At 66.7% G+C, this 24,400-nt stretch carries 20 protein-coding genes and 2 riboswitches; of the genes, 18 read left to right on the plus strand and 2 right to left on the minus strand.

What is annotated here, in order from left to right; genetic code table 11:
• Position 1: 1 nt before the first annotated feature.
• Positions 2 to 733, plus strand: a complete 732-nt coding sequence (locus tag I6F17_RS30980) for a precorrin-2 C(20)-methyltransferase (RefSeq protein WP_225127640.1) — start codon at positions 2 to 4, stop codon at positions 731 to 733.
• Positions 730 to 1,464, plus strand: a complete 735-nt coding sequence (cobJ, locus tag I6F17_RS30985) for a precorrin-3B C(17)-methyltransferase (RefSeq protein ID WP_225127642.1) — start codon at positions 730 to 732, stop codon at positions 1,462 to 1,464. Before I6F17_RS30980 ends, cobJ begins: the two co-directional genes overlap by 4 nt.
• Here the strand turns inward: cobJ and I6F17_RS30990 are convergent.
• Positions 1,440 to 2,186, minus strand: a complete 747-nt coding sequence (locus I6F17_RS30990; protein ID WP_225127653.1) for a cobalt-precorrin-6A reductase — start codon at positions 2,184 to 2,186, stop codon at positions 1,440 to 1,442. The two genes, cobJ and I6F17_RS30990, sit on opposite strands and share 25 nt — an antisense overlap.
• Here I6F17_RS30990 and cbiE point away from each other — a divergent pair.
• From cbiE to cobT, 8 genes are all read left to right on the plus strand, one after another.
• Complete coding sequence (cbiE, locus tag I6F17_RS30995; protein ID WP_225127655.1) at positions 2,185 to 3,366, plus strand: precorrin-6y C5,15-methyltransferase (decarboxylating) subunit CbiE; 1,182 nt, start codon at positions 2,185 to 2,187, stop codon at positions 3,364 to 3,366. The genes I6F17_RS30990 and cbiE overlap by 2 nt on opposite strands.
• On the plus strand, positions 3,363 to 3,731 hold the full coding sequence (locus I6F17_RS31000) for a cobalamin biosynthesis protein (RefSeq protein WP_225127657.1): 369 nt from the start codon (positions 3,363 to 3,365) through the stop codon (positions 3,729 to 3,731). Before cbiE ends, I6F17_RS31000 begins: the two co-directional genes overlap by 4 nt.
• Positions 3,728 to 4,510 carry a precorrin-4 C(11)-methyltransferase gene (gene cobM, locus I6F17_RS31005; RefSeq protein ID WP_225111825.1) on the plus strand — a complete coding sequence of 261 codons (783 nt, stop codon included), beginning with the start codon at positions 3,728 to 3,730 and terminating at the stop codon, positions 4,508 to 4,510. Before I6F17_RS31000 ends, cobM begins: the two co-directional genes overlap by 4 nt.
• Positions 4,510 to 5,820, plus strand: coding sequence for a cobyrinate a,c-diamide synthase (locus I6F17_RS31010; protein WP_225127659.1), 1,311 nt, complete (start codon positions 4,510 to 4,512; stop codon positions 5,818 to 5,820). Before cobM ends, I6F17_RS31010 begins: the two co-directional genes overlap by 1 nt.
• Complete coding sequence (gene cobA / locus I6F17_RS31015) at positions 5,817 to 6,548, plus strand: uroporphyrinogen-III C-methyltransferase (RefSeq protein ID WP_036005341.1); 732 nt, start codon at positions 5,817 to 5,819, stop codon at positions 6,546 to 6,548. The genes I6F17_RS31010 and cobA overlap by 4 nt, the downstream gene beginning before the upstream one ends.
• Positions 6,549 to 6,593: 45 nt before the next feature.
• A riboswitch (cobalamin riboswitch) is annotated at positions 6,594 to 6,813 on the plus strand.
• A gap of 36 nt (positions 6,814 to 6,849) precedes the next feature.
• Positions 6,850 to 7,527, plus strand: a complete 678-nt coding sequence (locus I6F17_RS31020) for an energy-coupling factor ABC transporter permease (RefSeq protein ID WP_225127661.1) — start codon at positions 6,850 to 6,852, stop codon at positions 7,525 to 7,527.
• Between the two features lie 45 nt (positions 7,528 to 7,572).
• A complete protein-coding gene (gene cobF / locus I6F17_RS31025) occupies positions 7,573 to 8,322 on the plus strand; it encodes a precorrin-6A synthase (deacetylating) (protein ID WP_225127825.1) in 750 nt (249 codons plus the stop codon).
• A 5-nt stretch (positions 8,323 to 8,327) separates the two neighbouring features.
• Positions 8,328 to 9,380 carry a nicotinate-nucleotide--dimethylbenzimidazole phosphoribosyltransferase gene (gene cobT / locus I6F17_RS31030; RefSeq protein ID WP_225127663.1) on the plus strand — a complete coding sequence of 351 codons (1,053 nt, stop codon included), beginning with the start codon at positions 8,328 to 8,330 and terminating at the stop codon, positions 9,378 to 9,380.
• On the opposite strand, the gene I6F17_RS31035 is transcribed toward cobT, so the two are convergent.
• Positions 9,373 to 9,945 (minus strand): histidine phosphatase family protein, encoded by a 573-nt coding sequence (locus I6F17_RS31035; RefSeq protein WP_225127665.1) that lies wholly within the window; start codon positions 9,943 to 9,945, stop codon positions 9,373 to 9,375. The genes cobT and I6F17_RS31035 overlap by 8 nt on opposite strands.
• 72 nt (positions 9,946 to 10,017) lie before the next feature.
• A riboswitch (cobalamin riboswitch) is annotated at positions 10,018 to 10,220 on the plus strand.
• A 114-nt stretch (positions 10,221 to 10,334) separates the two neighbouring features.
• On the opposite strand from I6F17_RS31035, the gene I6F17_RS31040 reads away from it, so the two are divergent.
• The 8 genes from I6F17_RS31040 to I6F17_RS31075 all read left to right on the plus strand — a co-directional run bounded on the left by I6F17_RS31040 (position 10,335) and on the right by I6F17_RS31075 (position 24,348).
• A complete protein-coding gene (locus tag I6F17_RS31040) occupies positions 10,335 to 12,692 on the plus strand; it encodes a TonB-dependent receptor (protein ID WP_225127667.1) in 2,358 nt (785 codons plus the stop codon).
• A 12-nt stretch (positions 12,693 to 12,704) separates the two neighbouring features.
• Positions 12,705 to 14,138 carry a PepSY domain-containing protein gene (locus tag I6F17_RS31045; RefSeq protein WP_225127669.1) on the plus strand — a complete coding sequence of 478 codons (1,434 nt, stop codon included), beginning with the start codon at positions 12,705 to 12,707 and terminating at the stop codon, positions 14,136 to 14,138.
• A gap of 142 nt (positions 14,139 to 14,280) precedes the next feature.
• The gene (locus I6F17_RS31050; RefSeq protein ID WP_225127679.1) at positions 14,281 to 15,729 is read left to right on the plus strand and encodes an NAD-dependent succinate-semialdehyde dehydrogenase; all 1,449 of its coding nucleotides are present in this window, start codon (positions 14,281 to 14,283) and stop codon (positions 15,727 to 15,729) included.
• Positions 15,730 to 15,819: 90 nt separating this feature from the next.
• Positions 15,820 to 17,337, plus strand: a complete 1,518-nt coding sequence (locus I6F17_RS31055; RefSeq protein ID WP_225127681.1) for a PLP-dependent aminotransferase family protein — start codon at positions 15,820 to 15,822, stop codon at positions 17,335 to 17,337.
• Between the two features lie 445 nt (positions 17,338 to 17,782).
• Positions 17,783 to 19,792 (plus strand): hydantoinase/oxoprolinase family protein, encoded by a 2,010-nt coding sequence (locus I6F17_RS31060; protein WP_225127683.1) that lies wholly within the window; start codon positions 17,783 to 17,785, stop codon positions 19,790 to 19,792.
• A complete protein-coding gene (locus tag I6F17_RS31065; RefSeq protein WP_225127685.1) occupies positions 19,789 to 21,369 on the plus strand; it encodes a hydantoinase B/oxoprolinase family protein in 1,581 nt (526 codons plus the stop codon). Before I6F17_RS31060 ends, I6F17_RS31065 begins: the two co-directional genes overlap by 4 nt.
• Before the next feature lie 10 nt (positions 21,370 to 21,379).
• The gene (locus I6F17_RS31070; RefSeq protein ID WP_225127687.1) at positions 21,380 to 22,675 is read left to right on the plus strand and encodes an aminotransferase class III-fold pyridoxal phosphate-dependent enzyme; all 1,296 of its coding nucleotides are present in this window, start codon (positions 21,380 to 21,382) and stop codon (positions 22,673 to 22,675) included.
• Complete coding sequence (locus I6F17_RS31075; protein ID WP_225127689.1) at positions 22,672 to 24,348, plus strand: long-chain-fatty-acid--CoA ligase; 1,677 nt, start codon at positions 22,672 to 22,674, stop codon at positions 24,346 to 24,348. Before I6F17_RS31070 ends, I6F17_RS31075 begins: the two co-directional genes overlap by 4 nt.
• Positions 24,349 to 24,400 lie beyond the last annotated feature (52 nt).

Genomic DNA, 24,400 nt, shown 5'->3' on the forward strand with positions numbered 1-24,400 from the left:
CATGGGACGCATCATCTGCTGCGGTCTCGGCCCCGGCGATCCTGATCTGATGAGCGTGCGTGCCGATCGTACGGTGCGGGGCGCCAGCCACGTCGCCTATTTTCGCAAGAAGGGCAGGCTCGGTCAGGCGCGCCGCATCGTCGAGGGCATGCTCGCGAGCGGCGTTACCGAATATCCAATGGAATATCCGGTTACGACCGAGATTGCTTTCGACAGCGCGGAATACGTCCAGCTGCTCGCAGGCTTCTACGACGAGTGGGCCGAGCGCCTGGCGCGGCTTGCGCGCGCCGTCGACATCGTCGTGCTGTGCGAGGGCGATCCCTACTTCTACGGCTCCTTCATGCACCTCCACACGCGCCTGCAAGGCCGCGTCGAGATCGAGGTGATCGCCGGCATTCCCGGCATGGTCGGCTGCTGGAACGGCGTCGGGCAGCCGATCGCGCTCGGCGACGACGTGACGACGGTGCTGATGGGGACGCTCCCCGAGGCCGAGCTCGAACGGCGCATGCGCGATTCCGATGCACTGGTCGTCATGAAGACCGGCCGCAACCTGGCAAAGGTGCGCCGGGCGCTCAGCTCCGCCGGGCGGCTCGCCGATGCCTGGCTGGTTGAGCGTGGCACCATGCCAGGCGAGCGCGTGGTGCGGCTCGCCGAGATCGATGCGGCCGACTGTCCCTATTTCGCGATCGTGCTCGTGCACGGCAAGGGCCGGCATCTGGACGCCGCCGAATGACGGGCACCCTGACCATCGCGGGCCTCGGCCCCGGCAGCGACGCGCTGGTGACGCCCGAGGTCACCGCTGCGTTGGCCACCGCGACCGACATTCTGGGCTATGCGTCCTATGTCGCGCGCGTGCCGCCGCGGCCTGGGCTCACCCTGCATCCATCCGACAATCGCGAAGAGCTGCAACGCGCGAGCGAAGCCCTGCGGCTTGCCGCCGAAGGCGGCCAGGTCGTCGTCGTCTCTTCTGGCGATCCCGGCGTGTTCGCGATGGCATCCGCCGTGTTCGAGGCACTCGAGCAGGCGCCGGAATTTCGTGAGCTTTCGATCCGTGTGCTGCCCGGCGTCACCGCGATGCTGGCGGCCGCCGCGCGTGCCGGCGCGCCGCTCGGCCATGATTTCTGCGCGATCAACCTCTCCGACAATCTCAAGCCGTGGGCGGTGATCGAGAAACGCCTGCGCCTCGCGGCGGAAGCCGATTTTGCCATCGCGATGTACAACCCGCGCTCGGCCAGCCGCCCGGAAGGATTCGGCCGTGCGCTTGCGCTGCTTCGCGAGGCCGGCTGCGGCGAGCGTCTCGTGATTTTCGCGCGCGCGATCAGCGCGGCCGATGAAAAGATCGAGATCGTGACGCTGAACCAGGCGACGCCCGAGATGGCCGACATGCGCACACTGGTGATCCTCGGCAACTCGCAGACGCGCCGCCTCGGCCGCTGGGTCTATGCGCCGAGGCGGGCAGAATGACCGAGCCACTGCATCACGTCAGCGACGCGCTCGGCCCGTCGGCGCTCGGGCAGCTCTGGTCGCGAGATCATGATCACGGGCAGGCCGAGCATGCGCGCCGCGTCGATCTTCGCGCGTGCGCCGTCGCCGCCGGAATTGCGGGCAACGATCCAGGCGATGCCGCGTGTGCGCATCATCGCCAGCTCACTATGAAGCGTGAACGGTCCACGCGACACGATCACATCGGCCGCGAAGGGCAGGGGCGCGTCGGGCGGATCGACGAAGCGCAGCGTGTAGGCGTGCTGCGGCTTCGTCGCGAATGGCGCGATGTGCTGGCGGCCGATGGCGAGGAACACGTTTGCCGGGGCGTCGGGCAGTGCGGAGACGGCAGTGTCGACATCCGTCACCTCGATCCAGGTGTCGGCGGATGCCTTGATCCAGGGCGCGCGCTCCAGCGCAAGCAACGGCGTGCCCGTCTGGGTGCAGGCGTCGACCGCGTTGCGGCTCATCTCGGCCGCGAAGGGATGCGTCGCATCGATCACATGCGTGATGCCTTCGGCGCGGATGTAATCCGCAAGTCCGCTCACGCCGCCGAAACCGCCGATGCGCGTCGCCAGCGGCTGATCGGCGGGCGCGCGGGTGCGGCCGCCATAGGAATAGACGGCGTCGATGCCGGCGCGCGCGATCTCCGCTGCGAGCAGGCTCGCATCGGCCGTTCCGCCCAGAATGAGGGCGCGAATCATGTCTGATCCCTGGCTGACCATCATCGGTATCGGGGAAGATGGCCTTGCCAGCCTGTCGGAGGCAAGCCGAAAGGCGCTTGCCAGGGCCGAAACCGTGTTCGGCGGCGAGCGCCATCTTGCGCTTGCCGAAATTGGCAGCCGCGGCCGTCCGTGGCCGGTGCCGTTCGATGCCAATGTCGTTCTGAGCTGTCGCGGCAGGCCGACGGTGGTGCTCGCCTCTGGCGATCCGTTCTGGCATGGCGCTGGCGCAAGCCTCGCCGAGAAGCTCGATAGCGGCGAATGGATCGCGCATCCCGCACCTTCGACCTTCTCGCTTGCGGCCGCGCAGCTGGGGTGGCGTCTGGAGTCCACCATTTGCCTCGCCCTGCACGCTGCCCCGTTCGAACGTCTGGTTCCTTATCTTGCGCGCGGTGCGCGCATCATTTGCCTGGTACGCGATGGCAAGGCCGGCAGCGATCTTGCGAAATGGCTGACGGAACGCGGCTGGGGCTCCTCGACATTCTGGACTCTCGCCGCGCTCGGCGGGTCGCGCGAAAGTGTCAGGGAGTATCGCGCTAAGGATTATTCTGGTGGTCTCACGGGAAACCCAGTGGCAGTAGCCGTGGAGGCGAGGGGCGCACATGGCATTGCTCGCAGCTCGGGCCTGCCGGACGACCTCTTCGTTCACGACGGCCAGATCACCAAGCGGCCGGTGCGCGCGCTTGCGCTCTCGGCGCTGGCGCCGCGTGCCGGCGAGCGGCTGTGGGATATCGGCGCTGGTTCAGGCTCGATCTCCGTGGAGTGGGCGCTGTGTGGTGGGAGGGCAAGTGCAGTCGAAGCGCGCGAGGATCGCGCCGCGAACATCCGCAAGAATGCAGCCGCATTCGGTCTGGCGCATCGGATCACAGTCGTCACGGGCAGGGCACCGGAAGCTCTTGCCGGGTTGGAAGCGCCGGATGCCGTCTTCATTGGCGGTGGTCTCGACGAAGTGTTATTTGATGCGATCTGGACGCGGCTTTCGCCTGGAGCACGGCTCGTCGCACATTCGGTCACGCTGGAGACGGAAGCGCTGCTCGGCGAGCTGCATCAGCGTCACGGCGGCGAACTGATGCGGGCCGAAATTTCGCATGCCGCCCCGCTCGGCCGCTATCGGTCTTGGGAGGCAGCACGCCCCGTGGTGCAGTGGAGTGTGGTTCGATGAAGGTCGCCGGACTCGGCTTCAAGCGCGATGTGACGCTGGCTTCGCTGCGCGAAGCGCTGCTCGCTACCGGCGGTACGGAAGGGCTTGCGGCGATGGCAACCGTCAGCGACAAGGCCGATACCGAGGCGCTGAAGCAGCTCGCACGCGAATGCGGCGTGCCGATCAGGGCCGTTCCGGTCGCGACACTGGCCGGCATCGACACGCCCACGCAATCGAAGCTCATCGCGGAGAAATTTGGCACCGGATCTGTAGCCGAGGCTGCTGCGCTCGCGGTCGCCGGTCCGCGCGCGCGGTTGATTGCAGCACGGGTTGTCTCGCAGGATCGCACCGCGACCGCCGCGATTGCCGAAGGAGACGGCCCATGACGGTGCATTTCATCGGTGCCGGGCCGGGCGCACCCGATCTGCTGACGTTGCGCGGCCGCGACCTGATCGCGGCCAGTCCGGTTTGTCTCTATGCCGGCTCGCTGGTGCCGGAGGGCGTGTTGGCGCATTGCCCGCCCGGCGCACGTATCGTCAACACCGCGCCAATGTCGCTCGACGAGATCATCGCCGAGATCGCAGCCGCGCATGCGGCAGGCCTGGATGTCGCGCGGCTGCATTCCGGCGATCTCTCAATCTGGTCGGCGATGGGCGAGCAGCTCCGCCGTTTGCGTGCGCTCGGGATTCCCTACTCGGTGACACCCGGCGTTCCCTCGTTCTCGGCTGCCGCGGCCGCGCTGGAGGCTGAGCTGACGCTGCCCGGTCTTGCTCAGACGGTCGTGCTGACGCGCACGCCGGGCCGTGCCAGCGCGATGCCCGAGGGCGAGAAGCTCGCCGCGTTCGCTGCGACCGGCGCGGTGCTCGCGATCCACCTGTCGATCCATCTGCTCGACCAGGTCGTCGCCGAGCTGACGCCGCATTACGGCGCGGATTGCCCGGTCGCGATCGTCTGGCGCGCGAGCTGGCCGGAGCAGCGCATCGTGCGCGCGACGCTTGCAACGCTCGGTGCGTTCGTGGGTGGCGAGATGGAGCGCACGGCGCTGATCCTGGTCGGCAAGACGCTTGGCGCTGCCGATTTTGACGAGAGCCGCCTCTATGCCGCCGACTACGACCGCCGCTACCGGCCGGTCGGTGCCGAGCCGCGCTTTCCGGAGGCGTCGTGATGCCGGCGAGCCTTGTCATCTCCGCGCCGGCCTCCGGCGTCGGCAAGACGACGCTGACGCTGGCGCTCGCCCGCGCCTGGCGCAAGCGCGGCTTGAACGTGCAGTGCTTCAAGAGCGGCCCCGACTATATCGATCCCGCCTTCCACGCCGCGGCCACGGAACGCGCCTCGGTCAACGTCGACAGCTGGGCGATGGATCGCAGCACCATCGCGCATCTCGTCAGCCGTGGCGGCGATGCAGATGTCGTGCTCGCCGAGGGATCGATGGGCCTGTTCGACGGTGTCGCCGCGCGCGGTGTCTCCGGCACGGGAGCGACCGCTGATATCGCGGAGATGCTGGGTTGGCCGGTGGTTTTGGTGATCGATCCCTCCGGCCAGGCGCAGACTGCGGCGGCGATCGCCGCCGGCCTTCGCGATTACCGCGCCGGCGTGCGCCTTGCGGGCGTCGTGCTCAATCGCGTCGCCAGCCCGCGCCATGAGGATCTGGTGCGGCGCGCGCTGAACGAGGCCGGTATCAAAGTGTTCGGCGCGCTGCCGCGCCATGCCGAGATCAGCCTGCCGAAGCGGCATCTCGGTCTCGTGCAGGCCGAGGAGCAGGCCGAGATCGGCAAGCTGATCGACGAGGCCGCGCGCTTTGTCGCCGAGCACGTCGATCTCGATGCGGTGCTCCACTCGGCAGGCCAATGGTCGCCGCAAGCTGCGGCGAACGGATTGAACGTGACGCCGCCCGGCCAGCGCATCGCGCTGGCGCGCGATGCGGCGTTCTCCTTCGTCTATCCGCATATGCTGGAAGCTTGGCGCGCCGCGGGCGCCGAGATCGTGCCGTTCTCGCCGCTGGCCGATGAAGCGCCCGATGCGAGCGCCAACGTGTGCTGGCTGCCCGGCGGCTATCCCGAGCTTCATGCAGGAAAGATCGCGGCCAATGCGCGCTTTCGCAGCGGCTTGCGCGCTTTCGCCGAGACGCGGCCGGTGCATGGCGAATGCGGAGGCTATATGGTGCTGGGCGCAGGCCTGACCGACGCCGACGGTATCAGCCATGAGATGGCGGGGCTGCTTGGCCTCGAGACCAGCTTTGCCAAGCGCCGCATGCATCTCGGCTATCGTCTTGCTGAACTGGCTGCGCCGATGCCGGGGCATCAGCCTGGCGCGCGCCTGCGCGGCCACGAGTTCCACTATTCGACCATCCTCGCCCAGCGCGATACGCCGCTCGCGGTCGTGCACGATGCCACCGGCGCGGTCATTGCCGAAACCGGCTCGCGCCGTGGCCATGCCACCGGCACGTTCTTCCATCTGATCGCGGAGGACCGGTGAGCGGTTTTGTCTCTTTCGTTTCCGCCGGTCCGGGCGATCCCGAGCTCCTCACGGTGAAGGGCGCCACGCGGCTGCGCGAGGCCGACGTCGTGCTTTATGACGATCTTGCCTCCGGCGCGATCCTCGATCTCGCACGGCCCGGCGCCAATCTCGTCGCGGTGGGAAAGCGGGCCGGGCGTCCTTCGACCAAGCAGCACCACGTCAACCGTCTCCTGGTCGACTATGCCGCAACCGGCGCGCGCGTGGTGCGGCTCAAGTCCGGCGATGCCGGCATTTTCGGCCGGCTGGAGGAGGAGATCGAGACGCTGCGCGAGGCCGGCATCGGCTACGAGATCGTTCCCGGCGTCACCTCCGCCTGTGTCGCCGCCGCCCAGGCCGGCATTCCCCTGACCCGCCGGTATACCTCCCGCCGGGTGCAGTTCATCACCGGCGCTGACGTCACGGGCGAGCTGCCGCCCAATCTGAATTGGGCGGCACTGGCCGATCCCGAGGCCACGACCGTGGTCTATATGGGCCGGCGCACCTTTCCGGCGCTTGCCGCAAAATTGATCGCGCACGGCCTCGCTCCCAGCACTCCGGCGCTGTTCGCCGAATCTCTCGGGCGTCCCGACGAACGGCTGGTCCGCACCACGATTGCCGAGCTCGCCGAACAGCTTGGGCGCGGCGGCGCCGCTTCCACTGCGGCCGTCATCCTGTTCGGCGCGCTGGCGGGAGAATATCCGGCATGACGGCTCCGGCAGCGGTTCGCCCCTTGACGCCCGCGATACGAAAGGGGCACACAAGAGCGGCATGGTGCTCGACGCGGCGCAAAGCGCCGGAGCATAATCGGGAATGGGGATGGGCGGACCCAGTTGCGGCGCCCAAAACCCCAGCCGCCCCCGCGACTGTAAGCGGTGAGGGCCTCCGAACCGCCACTGGACCGCAAGGTCCGGGAAGGCCGGAGAACCCAGTGAACCGCGAGCCAGGAGACCGGCCGTGCACGTATTGAGGCCAAGGCCGTCGGGTGTGACGGCGGAAAGGAATTGAGCCATGCATATCGAACCCGGGATCGTGACGGGCGCCAAGCTCGTGTTGAGTTACGCAACCGGCATCGCCGCAGGCGGCGTTGCCTTGAAGCTCGCGGTCGAGACCGTGCGCGAGCAGGGCGCCGGCTCGTTCGCGGCGCGGACACTGGCCACCACCGCTCTCGTCTTCGTCTTCTTCGAGATCCTGCCGCACTTTCCGGTTGGGGTATCAGAGGTGCACTTCATCCTCGGCTCGACCTTGTTCCTGCTCTTTGGTGCTGCGCCCGCCGCCTTCGGCCTTGCATTTGGCCTGCTGCTTCAGGGCGTGCTGCTGGAGCCAGTCGATCTGCCGCAATACGGCATGAACGTCACCACGCTGCTGGTGCCGCTGTTCGCGATCCAGGCGATCGCCACGCGGATCATCCCTCGCAACACCGCCTATGTCGATTTGAAATACGGTCAGGCGCTGGCGCTTTCGACGACCTACCAGGCCGGCGTGATCGCATGGGTGGCGTTCTGGGCGCTCTATGGCTCCGGCTTTGCGATCAGCAACCTCGCCAGCGTCGGGACGTTCGCTGCCGCTTATGCGCTGGTGATCGTGATCGAACCGCTCGCCGATCTCGCGGTGCTGGCGCTGGCGAAGTCGCTGCGCGGCGTCACCGCGCCCGGCCTCGTCACCCCGCGCCTGCACAACGCGGCGTAAGAGATCAGCGATGGGCGGCCGGTGTGGCCGCCCATCGCGCTCGCGATGCTAACGCTCTCCCTGATCGGCATCGGTTGCGGCGATCCCGCGCAGCTCACGCGCGCCGCCGTTGACGCCATCAACGCCGCCGATCTCATCCTGATCCCGCGCAAGGGGACTGCGAAATCCGATCTCGCCGATCTCAGGCGAACGATCTGCGCCGGTGTGCTCACCAACAAAACGACGCGCATCGCCGAATTCGATCTTCCCGTGCGCGATGCGACCGAGGCGGACTACCGCAAGGGCGTCGACGATTGGCACGATGCGGTGGCCGCGATTTGGTCGCAGACGATCGCTGGGCATCTCGAAGATGAGGGCAAGGTCGCGCTGCTGATCTGGGGCGATCCTTCGCTCTATGATTCTTCGCTGCGCATTGCGCGGCGGCTCGATCCATTGCCGAAGATCGAAGTTGTGCCAGGCATCACCTCGATTCAGGCGCTGTGCGCGGCGCATGCGCTGCCGATCAACGACATCGGCGAGCCGTTCCTGGTCACGACAGGGCGGCGCTTGCGCGAAGGCGGCTGGCCGCAGGGCGTCGACACCGTCGTCGTGATGCTCGATGGCGGCACGGCGTTCCAGTCGCTCGATCCGGCCGGACTTCACATCTGGTGGGGAGCCTATCTTGGCATGCCCGATCAGATCCTCATGTTCGGCGCGCTGGCTGAACTGGGCGCGCGCATTGCCGCCGTGCGGGAGGAGGCACGCGAGCGGCACGGCTGGATCATGGACAGCTACATCATCAAACGCAGGCGTTGAGCAGCATGCTTCCCGAATGGGTTACCCAGAACTGCCCCGAGGTCTCCGCGGTTCATCGCGAGGCGGCCATTGCGCGGCAGGCGCAACTGACGAAGCCGACCGGCGCGCTCGGCCGGCTCGAGCAGCTCGCAATCGAGCTTGCGGGCCTGCAGGCTACCGAGCAGCCGCGCGCCGCGCGGGTGCCGATCATCATCTTCGCCGGCGACCACGGCATCGTCGCGCAGGGCGTGTCGGCCTATCCGCAAGCCGTCACCATCGCGATGATGACGAATTTTTCTGCCGGCGGCGCCGCGATCTCGGTGCTGGCGCGCGAGCTGGGTTCGAGCCTCGAGGTGGTCGACGCCGGCACGCTGGCCGAGGCGCAGATCGCGGGAATCGTCACCGACAAGCCGCGCAGCGGCACCCGCGATTTCAGTGTCGAGGCCGCGCTCACGCCCACGGAATTGGCCTTCGCCTTCGAGGCCGGCCAGCGCGCGGTGGCGCGCGCCGGGGCCAGTCAACCCGATCTGCTGATCTTCGGCGAGATGGGCATCGGTAACACCACGGTATCGGCGGCGATTGCTGCGAGCCTGCTCGGTGTGAGTGCCGACGAGATCGCGGGCAGCGGCACCGGCGTCGATGCGGCCGGCCGCGCGCACAAGGCGCGGGTGATCGATGCGGCGATCGCGCGCCACGGCGTCGCCGGAGCGTCGGTCGAGAAGATCCTGTGCGCGGTCGGCGGCTTTGAGATCGCGGCGATCTCGGGCGCGATCATCACGGCCGCGCAACGCCGCATCCCCGTGTTGATCGACGGCTTCATCGTCTCGGTGGCGGCGCTGGCGGCGGCGCGCCTCAACCCGTCCTGCCAGCCGTTCTTGTTACCTTCGCATCAATCGGCGGAGCAGGGACATCGGCTGGTGTTGCGCGCGCTGAATGTGCAGCCGCTGATCAGCCTCGATCTCAGGCTCGGCGAGGGATCGGGTGCCGCGATCGCGCTGCCGCTGGTCCGCTCGGCGTGCGCACTTCACAATGGCATGGCGACGTTCGCGCAGGCCAATGTGCCGGATCGGCCTAGCTAACTCGCTGATTCACGCAGACGACGCGCCAACCGCCCGCCAGCCGGTCGATCCGGGTCAGCGACAGCGGATCTATCACGAAGCGCAGCGCGGCGTCCGGTGTGAGATCGAGCGCGATGCAGAGCGTGGCACGAATGGTGCCGGAATGAACGACCAGCGCCGCGGAGCCTGCGCCAATCTGCGCCAGGCCCAGGCGGACGCGGGCGACCTGATCCGCAAAGCTCTCGCCGTTCGGCGGCCGTCCGTGCGCCGGATCGCGCCAGACCTGCGCGTAGGCCTCGCCGCCGGTCGCGGCGAGCTCGTCATGCCGATGACCGGTCCAGTCGCCGAAATCCTGCTCGCGAAACTCGCTGATCAGCTCCGGTTCGAGTCCCAGGGCGCGCGCCGTCTCGACCGTGCGCCGCGACGGGCTGGCATAGCCGGCGACATCCGTGGGCAACAGCCGCCTTAGGGCCGCCAATGCCGCGTAATCGCCGAGGTCGGCCCGCGCATCAGCCGCATGGATCGTCCCGGTCACGCCCGCGACGGCCGCATGCCTGATCAACCAGAGGAAGGTCTCGCCTTCCATGCTCATCTCCAAGGAAGTTGGTTGCTGTTGCCACAACGCCGCAACTGGCACATTGACTCTGTCTTGGCGGTAATCCTAGATGCTCATGACGGTTTTCCCGAGAGGGAATGAAAAGGGAATGCGGTGCGGGGAAAATGTCCCCAATGCCGCGGCTGCCCCCGCAACTGTAAGCGGTGAATCCTTCGTCACGAGCCACTGGGTCCTCGGTCCCGGGAAGGCGACGAAGCGGTCACGACCCGCGAGCCAGGAGACCTGCCGTCAGCCGTGGTCACACGCGAAGATGTCGGTCGGGGAGTACAGACATTCGGCTTCATCGGACGGCTGCAAGGCCAAAGGTGAGACCTCGTTCGCTGTGACGTGCCACTGACGTCATACCGAGGTTTTGACCTGTGTCTTCCATCCGTATCGCACGACCGCGCCGCGTCCTGCTTGCCTCCGCCGCGTTCACGTCCTTCGCCGCTCTTGCTCCGCCTGCCGCTCTGGCGCAGCAGGCCCGAGAGCCGCTGCCGCCCATCGAGGTGTCGCCCGCCCAGGCCCGCAAGCCGGCCAAACCGGCAGCAGGAACGGCGCAGAGCGCGCGCCGCGCGGCAGCGCGCAGGCCTGCGGCTGTATCCGCAGCGCCAAGACCCGTCACGCCGGATTCGACGGTGCAGACGCCGCTCAACTCCAACGCCGTTGCCGAAAGCGCCTCGCGGCTCGGCCTGACGGTGCGGCAGACTCCCGCGACCGTCGAAGTTGTCTCCGCCGAAACCATGCGCGAGCAGGGCTATCGCACCGTGTCCGAGGTGGCGCAGGGCGCCGCCGGCGTCACCTCCGGCGACAACCCCGCCGAACCTTCCGCCTTCTCGATGCGCGGCTTCACCAACAGCCAGATCAACACGCTCTACAACGGCATCAAGATGGGTCCGCAGAACATGACCTCGCGGATCGTGGATACCGCCAATCTGGAGGCGGTGGAATTCCTCAAGGGCCCGGCCTCGCTGATCTCGGGCGAGGGCGCCGCGGGCGGTGTCATCAACTTCGTCACCAAGCAGCCCCACACCGGAGCTGTCCGCAACGAGGCCGATTTCTCCTGGGACTCGCTGAATTCGTTCCGTGCCCATTACGGCTCCGGCGGCAGCACCAATGTGCAGGGCCTGGACTATCGCTTCGACATCAGCCGTTCCGCCCTCAACGGCTTTGCCGATGACACCAATGTCAAGACGTTCGGCACGTCCAGCCAGCTCAACTACCGTGTTTCCGACAGCCTCAGGATCTGGGGTGCGGTCGAATATCGCGAAGACCGCTCGAAGGCCTATTGGGGCGCGCCGCTGGTGCCGATCACCTTCAGCGGTTCGCATGCGACGACGGGGATCGTCTCCGGCAATTACGTCTCGAATTACAACGGAACCAATCTCGGTGCCGTCACCATCGACGACCGCACCTTCAACACCAATTACAACGTTCTCGATAACCGCAACGTGGCGCAGGAAGTGTGGCTGCGTGGCGGCTTCGAGCTGAAGCTCGCGCCTGACCTCACGCTGAAAAGTCAGGCCTATGGCTATGGCGCGGAACGGACCTGGTTCAATAACGAGATCGAGGCGTTCAATTCCACCACGAACCTGGTCGATCGCGAGCGTTTCTATGTCGCCCACAGTCAGCGACTGGTCGGCAACATCACCGACCTGATCTGGGATACAAATATTGCGGGCTTCGACAATCGGCTCGTGACGACGCTGTCGTCGAGCTATCTCGATTTCGTCAGGCTCGGTGCGGCAAACTTTCCCGGCGATTCCGTTTCGCTGGTCGACCCCAACCGCGGTTTCTACGGCTTGCTCACGACACAGCAGCAGACCGCGCGCATCGACAACGAGGCGCTGTCATTCGAGGACCGGCTCAAGCTGACGCGCAGCTTCGCGCTGATCGGCGGCCTTCGTGTCGAGCACATCGGGCTCGACCGCAACTCGACCGACAAGAACGGGATCGTGAAGGCGGGCTTCCCGTTCACGAAAGACTGGGCGCCGGTCACGGGGCGCATCGGCTACACCTGGGAGGCCGTTCCCGGCCTCACCTTCTTCAGCCAATACGCCACCGGCGCCGACGTCGCAGCCAACAACATCTTCCTGCTCTCGCCCACCCAGCCGCTCGATCTGACCACCGCGCGCACCTATGAGACCGGTGTCAAGCACCTGTTCTGGGACAATCGGGCGGAGTGGTCGTTCTCGGCCTATGACATCCTGCGCAAGAACGTCTATGCGGCCGCCGGCGGCATGCAACTCAACATCGCCGGACGACAGGAGTCGAAAGGCGTCGAGCTTGCCGCCTCGATACGCCCAATCGAGCCGCTGCGGCTGTGGGGCAACATCGCCTATGTCGATGCGCGCTATGCCGACTACAATCTTGCCGGCGGCTCGTTCTCCGGCAACACGCCGCCAAACGTGCCGCGTATCGTCGCCAATGCCGGCGCGTCGTATCGCTTCTTCACACCATGGCCGGTGGAGCTTGGCATCACCGGCCGTCATGTCGGCGACCGCTACAACACCGACGCCAACGTCGTGACGATGAAGGCTTACACCGTGGCCGACGTCTACGCCTTCGTCGACATCCCCAAGACGGCGTTCAATGCGGTCGACCAGGCCCGCCTGACCTTCCGTGTCCGCAACATCACTGATAAGCGCTACGCGATCTGGGGCGATCCGTTCTATCCGGACCAGATCCTCCTGGGCGCGCCGCGCACCTATGAAATATCGGCCGCGTTCAAATGGTGAGGCCTTGAGCGCATGATGGGCGCGATCGTCCTCACGCATCGCTGGCTCGGCATCGCGTTCTGCCTGCTGTTCGCGATGTGGTTCGCGACGGGAATCGTGATGCACTTCGTCCCGTTTCCGTCGCTGACGGAAGCGGAGCGATTTGCCGGACTTGTGCCGGTCGATCGCGACGGGACGAGGATCTCGGTCGCGGACGCCGTTGCGGCGAGCGGGATTGCCGATGCCACGCGTGTTCGGCTGATCCAGCGGAGCGATGGACCGGTCTACGTCGTCTCGGGCTCCGCAGGTTCGCGAGCGGTTCGCGCCTCCGATGGAGGAGACGCGTCGGTGACATCAGCCGATGTCGCGCTCACCATCGTGCAAGCTTATTCACGTCAGCGCGAACTCGACGCGCCGCGCGCCGCGATCGTCGCGCAGTCGGATTACGATCAGTGGAGCGTGCCGAACGGTTTTGATCGGCATCGCCCCTTGTCTCGCGCCGCTCTCGGCGATGCCCCTGGAACGGAGGTCTACGTTTCGTCGCTGACCGGCGAAGTCGTCCTGGATACGACGCGCAGCGAGCGCGCGTGGAACTGGGCCGGCAGCGTGCTGCACTGGATCTATCCGACAATTCTGCGCAGCAGCTGGGCGCTGTGGGATGGCGTGGTCTGGACGCTGTCGCTGCTGGCCCTGATCGCGGCATTGCTTGGTGCGGTGCTCGGAATCGTGCGTGTGAAAATGCGGGGACGCCAGCTCTCGTCGCCCTATCGGGGCTGGCACGCCCTGCATCACATCATCGGTCTCGTCGCGACCGTGTTCGTGCTGAGCTGGATCTTCAGCGGCTGGCTGTCGATGGATCACGGCCGCCTGTTCTCGCGCGGGCAACTGACTCCGACAGAGGCCGGCGTGGTCGATGCCGCCCCGGATTGGCGAGACGCGTCGTCGCTCGATCCGCAGCCAATATCGCCGTTGGCCCGCGAGGTCGAATGGTTCGCCTTCAACGGCCATGTCTATCGGCGCGACCGGGTTGGTCTCGGCCGTCAGGCGTTGATCAGGGCAGGGGACGCGCCGCGCGATGGACCGGCGACATACCTGGATAGGCAGGAGATCGGCGACCTGACGGCGCGCCTTGGCGCCGGCTGTGCCGCACCGTTGCTGCTCGCCGGCAACGACGACTATCCGGCGCAATCCGCACTTCCGGGGGCTCCTGTCTACCGCACGACCTGCGGCGATCTCTGGTTCGATGTCGATGCCGCCGATGGCAAGGTGCTGCAAAGACTGGACCCGTCGCGCCGCGTCTATCGCTGGCTCTACAGTGCGCTGCACACGCTTGATTTCCCGATTCTGCTGGCTCATGCGCGGCTGCGTGACGCTCTCATTGTCGGGCTCTGTACGCTCGGGCTGATGTTCTCCATCACCGGCATCGTCATCGGCTGGCGGCGCTTGCGGGCATGGCTGGCAGCCTGAGGCGTGCCGCAAAGGACACGTATGGGTCGGCAGAGCAGCGATGCGCGGAGCGGCATCACGATCCCTTTTCGCCGACTGTCTTTCAGTGTAGCTCTGCGGCCGCTTGAAACGGCGGACGCTGGTCTCGCCGACGACCGAAACCATGGAGGCAGCAAGGATGTATCCGAAAGTTCAGATGTTCATCGCCGGCGAGTGGACCGATGGGTCGTCCGGCAAGTCGGAGGACATCCTCAATCCCGCGACCGGCCAGCCGGTCGGCAAGACCCCGCATGCCTCGCGCGCCGACCTCGACCGTGCGCTGGAGGCGGCGAAGACCGGCTTCGACGTCTGGCGCAAGACCTCGCCGTTCCACCGTTACAAGCTGATGCGCAAGGCCGCCGACATCATCCGCTCGCGCGCCGCCGAGATCGCGCCGGTGATGACCATGGAGCAGGGCAAGCCCGTGGTGGAAGCGCAGGGCGAGACCATGCTGGCCGGCGACCTCATCGACTGGTTCGCGGAGGAAGCCCGCCGCGCCTATGGCCGCATCGTCCCGCCGCGGATGGGCAATGTCTCCCAGCTCGTGACCAAGGAGCCCGTCGGTCCGGTCGCGGCGTTCACGCCCTGGAATTTCCCGATCAATCAGGCGGTGCGCAAGATCTCGGCCGCGCTCGCCGCCGGCTGCTCAATCATCGTCAAGGGACCGGAAGAGACCCCGGCGAGCTGCATGGAGCTGGTGCGCGCCTATGCTGATGCCGGCATTCCGCCCGGCGTCGTCCAGCTGGTGTTCGGCGTGCCGGCCGAAGTGTCGGAATATCTCATCCCGCACCCGATCATCCGCAAGATCAGCTTCACCGGCTCGACTGCGGTCGGCAAGCATCTGGCCGCGCTCGCCGGGTTGCACATGAAGCGCGTCACCATGGAACTCGGTGGCCATGCGCCGGCGATCGTGTTCGCGGATGCCGACCTCGACAACGCCGCAAAGATCCTGTCGGCCAACAAGTTCCGCAACGCCGGCCAGGTCTGCGTCTCGCCGACGCGCTTCCTGGTGCACGAGAGCGTCTACGAGCCCTTCGTCGACAAGTTCGTCGCCGCGGCCAAGAGCCTCAAGGTCGGCAATGGTCTCGACAAGGACACCCGCATGGGCCCGCTGGCCAATCCGCGCCGCGTCGACGCCATGGAGGGCTTCGTCTCCGACGCGGTCCAGCGCGGCGCCAAGGTCAAGGCCGGCGGCAAGCGCATCGGCAACGAAGGTTTCTTCTTCGAGCCGACGGTGCTCACCGACGTGCCGCGCGATGCGCGCATCATGAACGAGGAGCCGTTCGGCCCGCTGGCGCCGATCACCGCCTTCCGCAGCTATGACGAGGTGGTCGCGGAGGCCAACCGTCTGCCTTACGGGCTAGCCGCCTATGCCTACACCACCTCGACCAAGACGATGCAGGCGATCGGTGCGGATATCGAGAGCGGCATGGTCTCGATCAACCATCACGGTCTCGCCCTGCCGGAAGTGCCGTTCGGCGGCATCAAGGATTCCGGCTACGGCTCCGAAGGCGGCCTCGAGGCGATCGAAGGGTACCTCAACACGAAGTTCGTGACCCAGGCGAGCGCGTAAGACCAGACGCGGGTGGCGTTCCGGGCGCGCGCCAAATGCGCGCCCCCGGAATGACGGTGAATGGTACCTGCATTGCCTAATGGGCGGGACATGGACAACAGCCGTCACCCGAGCAAGCGTGTATCCCTCGCGGGAATGCATATCGACCGGACCTCGGCCGTGCCGCTGCATTTGCAGATCGCGGCCCATATCCGCGATAGCATCCTGCGCGGGGTCTTTCCGGCTGGGACGCAATTTCTGGGATCGCGCGAGATCGCGCGCGAATTGGGCTGTTCGCGCACTGTGGTGCTGACCGCCTGGGATCTGCTCTATGCCGAAGGCTATCTCGCATCGACGCCCCGCGGCAGTGTCATGGTGGCCGCCGTTGCGGCTGTGCATGTGGAGCCGCCGTCCGCCGCCTCGCCCGCGGCCGAGCCTGCCAACATGTCGGAGCGTTGGCGATCTCTGCTCGGCCTCGACTACGAGACCAATTGGCCGTCCGTGTTCGCTCCCGGCGCGCCCGACGTTTCAACTTTCCCGTTCAAGCAATGGTCGCGCCTGCTGCGCCAGGCCTGGCAAAATCCAAGAGAGCAGGAGTGCCTCGATCTTCCGCCCGAAGGCCATCCGCAATTGCGGAGCGAGATCGCGAACTTCCTCGGCTCCGTGCGCGGTCTCGTTTGCTCGCCGGAAGAGGTCGTCGTCACCTCCGGCACATCGGGGGCACTGGATTTCTGCAGCCGGATGATCCTCGATCCCGGCGACGAGGTCTGGGTCGAAGAGCCCGGCTTCGTCGAAGCGCGATGGGCGCTCACCGCGGCTGGCGCGAGGCTCGTTCCTGTACCGGTCGACGACAAGGGGCTGGTCGTCTCGGAGGGAATTCGGCGCGCACCGGGTGCGCGGCTGATCGTGGTCACACCGTCGCATCAATATCCGCTCGGGGTCAGCATGGGGCTGGAGCGGCGGCTCGAGCTGCTCGACTGGGCGAACAAGAACGACGTCTGGGTGATCGAGGACGATTACAATTCGGAGTTCAGGCACCAGGACAGCATGATTGCCTCGCTGCGCTCGCTCGATCGCGAGGGCCGGGTAATCTATTTCGGCACCTTCTCGAAGATCATGATGCCGAACCTGCGGCTTGGATACCTCGTCGCGAACAGGCATTTCATCGCAGGATTCGCCAAGGGCCGCGCGCGCATCGACGTGCACACCTCCGGCATCGGGCAGCTCGCTTTGGCAGAATTCATGCGGGAAGGGCATCTGCTGCGCCACTTGCGCGCAATGCGGCGGGTCTATGCTGCCAGGCGCGAGGCGCTGATCGATGCGATCGCAGCGCTGATGCCGGATGACCTGACCGTGTCCTCCGCCGTCACCGGCCTGCACCTGGTGGCGCTGTTCACCGAGACGATGCAGGCGCGGATGAGCGATCGCGAGGCGGCCGCGGTTCTGAAGCGGGCCGGCATCCACGTGCAACCGCTGGCGCAGAATTTTCTGCAACGGCCGACGCGGCAAGGCCTGGTGTTCGGCTACGGCCGGCTGCGCGTCGAAGATGCTGCTCCGCTGCTTGCGAGAATCGCAGCCTGCATCAGCGCCGCTTCTCGCAACGCACCATCGAATCCGCTCTCTTACTGATCGTACAATAAAGAGAGGCTGAGCCGACCGCCGTGCATAGCTCGCAGGCATTACAAGTCCCGCGCTGCCGATTGATCGCCCGCAAATTAGACAGCCGAACCGGTCGCTCGGATTGCGGTGCAACAGACATCGCGATTTCCTCAGAGAAATCCGTGGTGCGCCGCACGTCTCCGGTGTGGAGCAGCGTGCACTCGCGTGCTGTCTGTGCAGGCACCGCTGCACCAAAACGTGCACCCGTTGGCGCGCTGCGCTGCGCCGGCAGCTTGCTGGTCCAGCGAATTGCGACAACTCTGGCCCTATCGTAGGCCAGCGCTCTGTCGCACGCTCGCAGACGATGGCATGAGAGGGGATGCATCATGAGCGCTCTCGGTTCGGCATTCGAGGTTGCGACGGCCGGGAAGGACCCGGCGTCGGGCCCGTACGTCACGCGTAGCTGACTGTGCAGATGAGCGATTCCGGCAATCACTGGGAGGTCGGCACCGATATCGGTGGCACCTTCACCGACATCATCGCGATACGGCGCGATTCCGCGGAAGCGCGAATTGCGAAGGTGCCGTCGCGCCCCGACGCACCGGTGCAAGCGATGCTGGAGGCGATCGAGGCGGTCGGCCTGCGCAAGAGCGAGGTGAAGCGCTTCGTCCACGGCACCACGCGCGTGACCAACGCGATCGTCGAGAACCGGCTGCCGAAGGTGGCGCTGGTCGCGACCGAAGGCTTTGCCGACGTGCTGGAGATCGCCCGCTATCGCCGCCGAGACCTCTACCGGCTCGACATTCCGCCGAAATCGCCGCCTTTGGTGCCGCCTGAACGCTGCTTTGGGCTCGCCGAGCGCCTCGATCATGAGGGGCGGGTGCTGAAGGCGCTCGAGGAAGCGGAGGTTGAACGCCTGGTGGCGTGGCTGAAGGGGACCGGCGTGCAGAGCGTCGCAGTCGCACTCCTTCACGCCTATGCCAATCCGGTGCATGAGAAGATGCTGGGCGAGCGGCTCAGGGGCGTCGTCGCCCACGTCTCGCTCTCGCACGAGGTCAATCCCGAGGCGCGCGAATATGAGCGAACCTCGGCAACCGTGTTCAACGCGGCCGCGATGCCGATCGCGGTGGAATATCTCAGCGAGCTGGAGCAGCGGCTGCCGATCGGGCCCGGCCTGCAGGTGTTTCACTCCGCCGGCGCCATGGTCCCGATTTCGGCGGTGAAGCAGCGTCCGCTGGTGATGGCGATGTCGGGCCCGGCGGCCGGCGTCTCGGCGTCGGTCAGCATCGCGCGCCAACTCGGCTGCGCGCGGATGCTGACCTTCGACATGGGCGGCACCACGACGGACGTGTGCCTGATCGTCGACGGCCAGGCCGAGATGACCGACGGCCGCATGCTCGGCGACAAGCCGCTGCGCCAGCCGATGCTCGCGGTGCACTCGATCGGCGCCGGCGGTGGATCGATCGTGCGCAACGGTCCCGGCGGGCTGACGGTCGGGCCGGAGAGCGCCGGCTCCGAACCGGGCCCGGCCTGCTATGGCCGTGGCGGCACGGAGCCGACCATCACCGATGCCAATGCGGTGCTCGGCTATCTCAATCCCGAGACCAAGCTTGGCGACCGCATCGGCATCGACATCGCGGCCGCAAAGCGCGTCATCGCGCCGATTGCCCGCGCGCTCGGGCTGAGCCTGACGGAGACGGCGCTCGGCATCATCAAGGTCGCGAACGCGACCATGGCCCGCGCGCTCCGCCGCGTCACGGTCGAGCGCGGCATCGACGGGCGCGATTGCACGCTGCTGGCCTTCGGCGGCGGCGGCCCGATGCATGCCGCGGGCCTTGCCGATCTCTACGGCATTGCGGAGGTGGTCGTGCCCAGTGCCTCGAGCGCATTCTCGGCGCTGGGCTGCCTCACCGCCGATTTCAGCTTCCTGCAGCAGCAGACCCTTCGCGCCGCCCTTGACGGCATCGATCTCGCGCGCGTCTCGGAACGGATCGAGGCCCTGATTGCCGATGCCTCGGCGCCGCTTCTCGCCAACAATGTTGCGAAGGCCGAGATCCAGGTCGAGCTGGCGGCCTTGATGCGCTACGCGGCGCAGAATGACGCCATTCCGGTATCCTTCACGCTGCCGCTCGACGTTGCCAGGCTGAAGCAGGACTTCCTGACGCGACATCATGAGCTGTTCGGCTATGCGACCGGCGAGCCCTGCGTCATCGAATCGGTGCGGGTGCAGGCGCGTCGCCCGTCGACCACAATTGTCAGCCGGCCGGCGACTGCGGCAAGGGCGGTGTTTACGGGCACGCGCACCTGCTCGTTCGACGGCTTCCACGACATCGCGACCGCGATCATCGACCGCGCCTCGCTCACTGAGACCATCAATGGTCCCGCCATCATCGAAGACGCCTGGTCGACCGTGGTGGTGCCGCCGGGCTGGCAGGCAAAGCCGGATACATCAGGCAATTTGTTCCTGACGCGGAGGGCGGCATGAAGCTCGATCCGTTCGTCGTCGAGGTCATCAGGCACGGGCTCTCCGCCGCGGCCGAAGAGATGAGCCTCGTCATGACGCGTTCGGCGCGCTCGCCGCTCTTGCGCGAGGCCGGCGACCTCTCCTCCGCGATCACCGACGGCCACGGCGGCCTGGTCGGGCAGGGCCGCGACATCCCGATTCACCTCGGCGCGATGGCCTACACCATCCCCGAGCTGTTAAAGGTGATGCCGCGCGATGGCCTGAACGACGGCGACGTCGTGATCTACAATGTTGGCGCGCTCGGCGGCAATCATCTCAACGACGTCAAGGTCGTGCGTCCCGTCTTCTTCGACGGCGAGATCGTCGCCTTTGCAGTCAGCCTCGCGCATTGGCCCGACATCGGCGGCACCTGGCCCGGCAGCTATTTCGCCAAGGCGGTCGATACGTTCCAGGAGGCGATGCGGATTCCGCCGGTGCTGATCGCAACCGCAGCCGGCCTCAACACGCCGATCGTGCAGCTGCTCAAGGCCAATGTCCGCGATGCCGAATCCTGCGAGGGCGACCTTCTTGCCCAGATCGCGGCGACCAAGGCCGGCGAGAAGCGCATCGTCGAGCTCTGCCGCGAGCATGGCAAGGCGGTCTTCATGGCGGCGCAGTCGCGCCTCCACGACCTCTCCGAAATCGAGATGCGGGAAGCGCTGCGCGATCTGCCGGATGGCATCTATGAGGGCGAGGATTATCTCGACGACGGCAGCGCAAACAACGCGCCGGCGCGCATCCATGTCAAGATCACCATCCGCGGCGACGAAGCGACCTTCGATCTCTCCGGAAGCTGCGACCGCGTCTCCAATTTCTGCAACACGACGCCGTTCATGGCGCGCTCGGCTGTCGCCTATGCCGCGCGCATCATGAGCGGACGCGACATGCAGCAGAATGCCGGCGCACTGCGGCCGCTGACCATCATCACGCGCCCGGGCTCGATCCTCGAGCCCGGCTGGACCGCATCGGTCGCGGCCGGCAATCACGAGACCTCCATGCGCATCGTCGATGCGATTTTCCGTGCCATGCAGGACACGATCCCCGAGCGCCTGTCGGCGGGCGGGGCGACCACCGCGGGCGTGCTGTTTTTCGCCGAGCCGCGGCCGAACGGGTCGTGGAAGATGCTGTATGAAGTTCATGGCGGCGGCGAAGGCGCGCGGCACGATCGGGCCGGCACGTCCGCGACCCGCGTGCATCTGTCCAACACCTCGAACACGCCGGTCGAGGTGATCGAGGCGAGTTACGCGATCCGGCTCGAGCAGCAGGCCATCCGCCGGAATTCCGGCGGCGCGGGCGCGCATCGCGGCGGTGACGGCTCGGTCCGCACCTACCGCATCCTGGCGCCCTCGATGCACCTGACCACCTGCGTCGAACGCATGGTGATGGCGCCGTGGGGCATGCAGGGCGGCTCTCCCGGCAAGGCCTGCCGCATCTCGCTGGTCCGGCAGGGCGCCAACGTCGCCATCGACGGCAAGTCGAACCTCGTGTTGCAGCAAGGCGATCTCGTCACGATCGAGATGTGCGGTGGCGGTGGCTACGGCGCCGTTCCGGCGGAGTGAGGCAGTGGCGATGAGCAGATTATTGCGAACCGGGCTGAATGCGGGCGAGGCTGCGCCGATGGCCGTGGTCGGCGGCGAGGGCGTCTACTTTCACCTTGCGGACGGCCGCAAGCTGATCGACGGCAGCAACACCGGCGGCGGTCTCGGCCATCGCCATCCTGCAATGGTGGAGGCGATCCGCCGCGCGGCCGATACGCCCGTCGTCAATGAAGGGTGGACCTGGGTTGGCCGCGAGCAGGCCGCCGACGATCTGATGACCGCCGCCTTCAAGGGCGAAGAGGACTGGGTCGGCGCGGTGCGCTTCTGCATCAGTGGTAGCGAGGCCAACGACATGGCGCTGTCGCTCTGCCAGGCGCTGACGCAGCGTTCGGCGCTGGCAACGCGCGAGCGCGCCTATCACGGCATCACTGGGCTGTCGCGCAGCATGACGGTGCAGCCGCAATGGCACGGTGGCCTCGCAGTGCACGCCGGCGGCTCGAAACTACCGGCACCGATGGCGCCGGTGCGGATCCTGCCAGCGCCGGATGGGGCGATCTATGGCGCGCCGGCCAATAACACCCCGCCCAGCGAATATCTCGCGGACGCCCCGCGCCTGCTCTCGGACACGGCGGCGACGATCATCGACTACACGCAAGGCGGCATCTATTACGACGGGGCCTATCAGGATGAAGTGGCAAAGCGCGCGCGGCAGGCCGGCTCGTACTGGATCGCGGACGAGATCGTCACGGGCGCCGGCCGCGCGGGCCGCTGGTTCGCGTTCCAGGGCGCGCAGAGCCGGCCCGATATCGTGACGCTCGGAAAGTCGCTCGGCGGCGGCGCGGCGGCCGTGGCCGCTGTCGTGGTGTCCAAAGACATCGTCGAGCGGCTGAAGGGCACGAGCTGGCAGAACTACGGCACGCTGCGTGGCCATCCGATCAGCATGGCGGCGGTGAGCGCTTATCTGAAGGTCATCAGTAAGGACAGGATTCTGGACCACGTGCACAATCTAGAGAAGCTGTTCACCCGCCGCCTCCTCGCAATCGCGCAAAAGCACCCGAGCGTGCAGCGCGTGGCCGGGCAGGGGCTGCACTGGACGGTGGAGCTGCATGGCCCGGATTGGCGCAGCTGGCATGCCGACACCACCGAGGTGCCGATCGCCTCGCGCGTCGCGGAGCGCGCGCTGGAAGCCGGCGCCGTGATCGGCACCAGCGGCGAGCAGACCTCGCTCTTCCTGGCGCCGCCACTGGTGATTTCCGAGTGGGAGGCTAACCAGCTTCTGGACGCGCTCGACCACGGTCTTGATATCGCCGACGAGGAGCGCGGGTGAATCACACAAAGTCCCTGAGGTCACCGGCCTGGCCGGCGGACGAGCCCTGGCATCTCGCGATGCCGGAGGGGACGCTCTACGACGCGCTGGCGCGCGCTGCAGGTGAACGGCCAACGCATCCGGCCACAATGTTCTACGGGGCGAGCCTGAGCTACGCCGAGCTGCGCGACCGCGTCGATGCCATGGCCGGCTTTCTGCAAGGCGTTTGCGGCGTGAAGCGCGGCGACCGCGTCATGATCGCGCTGCAGAATTCGCCGCAATACGTCATCGCTTACTATGCGACGATGCGGGCGAACGCCGTGATCGTGCCGGTCAATCCCATGAACAAGACCGCCGAGATCGCGCATCTCGCCGCGGACAGCGGCGCCAGGGTTGCAATCATCGGCAGCGAGCTAAGCGATGTGTTTGCACCGCTGGTGGGCGAGGCGATTACGCATGCGATTGTCGCGCAGTACCGCGACGAAGTTCCAGCCGCGACGCCCTACACACTGCCATCATGCGTGACCGAGGCGCCGTTGGAGCCGCCGTCATCGCCGGGCTGGTATTCGTGGTCGCCCGCGATAGTGCAGGGCCTGCAGCCGGGTGCGATGGAGGCGGGGCCGGCGGATCTGATGATCCTGCCCTATACCTCAGGGACAACAGGCAAGCCCAAGGCGTGCATGCACACCCATCGCAGCGCGCTGTTCACCGCCGTCTTGCAGGCGCGCTGGTATCGGCTCAATGGCAGCGACGTGATGACCGGCTTCATGCCGCTGTTCCATGTCGCGGGCATGCAGGGCTCGATGAATGCCGCCATCGTCTCCGGCGCCACGCTGCTGCTGATGGCGCGCTGGGACAAGGATCTGCTGCCGGATTTGTTCGAGACCTATGGCGTCACGTTCTGGAACGCTGCGCCGACCATGATCGTGGATGTGCTCGCCAGCGCCGGCTTCCGCGACAAATGTTTTGCGAAGCTCAAGGTGCTGACTGGTGGCGGCGCGGCGATGCCGACAGCCGTCGCGGAACGGCTGAAGGGGCGGTTTGGGCTCGATTTCGTCGAGGGCTACGGCATGACCGAGACGATGTCTCCGACGCACCTCAATCCGATGGCGGCGCCGAAGCGGCAGTGCCTCGGCATCGCCGTGCACGAGACCGACGCCCGGGTGATCGATCCCGAGAGCCTGATCGAGCTCGACGACAATGTGGTCGGCGAGATCATCGTGCACGGGCCGCAGGTGCTGCAGGGTTACTGGAATAGGCCGGAGGCGGATGCCGAAGCCTTCATCGAACGGGACGGCAAGCGGTTCCTGCGCACGGGCGATCTCGGCTATCGCGATGCCGACGGCTATTTCTTCGCCGTCGACCGCCTCAAGCGCATGATCAATGTCAGCGGCTTCAAGGTGTGGCCGGCCGAGGTCGAGGCGGCGATGTACCAGAACCGCGCCATCCGGGAATGCTGCATCGTTTCCGCGCCGGACGGCTATCGCGGTGAGACCGTAAAGGCGCTAGTGGTGCTCGATGACGCCGCGCGCGCGACGACGTCGGAGGGCGACATCGTCGGCTGGGCGCGCAGCGCGATGGCGAGCTACAAGGCGCCGCGCGCCGTCGTCTTCGTCGAGTCCCTGCCGCGCACCGCCAGCAACAAGATCAACTGGCGGCTGTTGCAGGATGCCGAATGGGGGCGGACGGCATGAAAGCTGCTTGGCTGGAATATCGGCACGGAGCCGCGTTATGCTCGGCGCCGCG

Origin of the sequence: Bradyrhizobium sp. NBAIM18, assembly GCF_020193825.1 — a bacterium.
Classification (GTDB): Bacteria; Pseudomonadota; Alphaproteobacteria; order Rhizobiales; family Xanthobacteraceae; genus Bradyrhizobium; species Bradyrhizobium yuanmingense.

What these genes read in the sequence shown, in the direction of transcription:
- I6F17_RS30980 (WP_225127640.1), top strand. Translation starts at nt 2, where the DNA reads ATGGGACGCATCATCTGCTGCGGTCTCGGCCCCGGCGATCCTGATCTG.
- cobJ (WP_225127642.1), top strand. Translation starts at nt 730, where the DNA reads ATGACGGGCACCCTGACCATCGCGGGCCTCGGCCCCGGCAGCGACGCG.
- cbiE (WP_225127655.1), top strand. Translation starts at nt 2,185, where the DNA reads ATGTCTGATCCCTGGCTGACCATCATCGGTATCGGGGAAGATGGCCTT.
- I6F17_RS30990 (WP_225127653.1), bottom strand. Translation starts at nt 2,186, where the DNA reads ATGATTCGCGCCCTCATTCTGGGCGGAACGGCCGATGCGAGCCTGCTC.
- I6F17_RS31000 (WP_225127657.1), top strand. Translation starts at nt 3,363, where the DNA reads ATGAAGGTCGCCGGACTCGGCTTCAAGCGCGATGTGACGCTGGCTTCG.
- cobM (WP_225111825.1), top strand. Translation starts at nt 3,728, where the DNA reads ATGACGGTGCATTTCATCGGTGCCGGGCCGGGCGCACCCGATCTGCTG.
- I6F17_RS31010 (WP_225127659.1), top strand. Translation starts at nt 4,510, where the DNA reads ATGCCGGCGAGCCTTGTCATCTCCGCGCCGGCCTCCGGCGTCGGCAAG.
- I6F17_RS31020 (WP_225127661.1), top strand. Translation starts at nt 6,850, where the DNA reads ATGCATATCGAACCCGGGATCGTGACGGGCGCCAAGCTCGTGTTGAGT.
- cobF (WP_225127825.1), top strand. Translation starts at nt 7,573, where the DNA reads ATGCTAACGCTCTCCCTGATCGGCATCGGTTGCGGCGATCCCGCGCAG.
- cobT (WP_225127663.1), top strand. Translation starts at nt 8,328, where the DNA reads ATGCTTCCCGAATGGGTTACCCAGAACTGCCCCGAGGTCTCCGCGGTT.
- I6F17_RS31035 (WP_225127665.1), bottom strand. Translation starts at nt 9,945, where the DNA reads ATGGAAGGCGAGACCTTCCTCTGGTTGATCAGGCATGCGGCCGTCGCG.
- I6F17_RS31045 (WP_225127669.1), top strand. Translation starts at nt 12,705, where the DNA reads ATGATGGGCGCGATCGTCCTCACGCATCGCTGGCTCGGCATCGCGTTC.
- I6F17_RS31050 (WP_225127679.1), top strand. Translation starts at nt 14,281, where the DNA reads ATGGAGGCAGCAAGGATGTATCCGAAAGTTCAGATGTTCATCGCCGGC.
- I6F17_RS31055 (WP_225127681.1), top strand. Translation starts at nt 15,820, where the DNA reads ATGGACAACAGCCGTCACCCGAGCAAGCGTGTATCCCTCGCGGGAATG.
- I6F17_RS31060 (WP_225127683.1), top strand. Translation starts at nt 17,783, where the DNA reads ATGAGCGATTCCGGCAATCACTGGGAGGTCGGCACCGATATCGGTGGC.
- I6F17_RS31065 (WP_225127685.1), top strand. Translation starts at nt 19,789, where the DNA reads ATGAAGCTCGATCCGTTCGTCGTCGAGGTCATCAGGCACGGGCTCTCC.
- I6F17_RS31070 (WP_225127687.1), top strand. Translation starts at nt 21,380, where the DNA reads ATGAGCAGATTATTGCGAACCGGGCTGAATGCGGGCGAGGCTGCGCCG.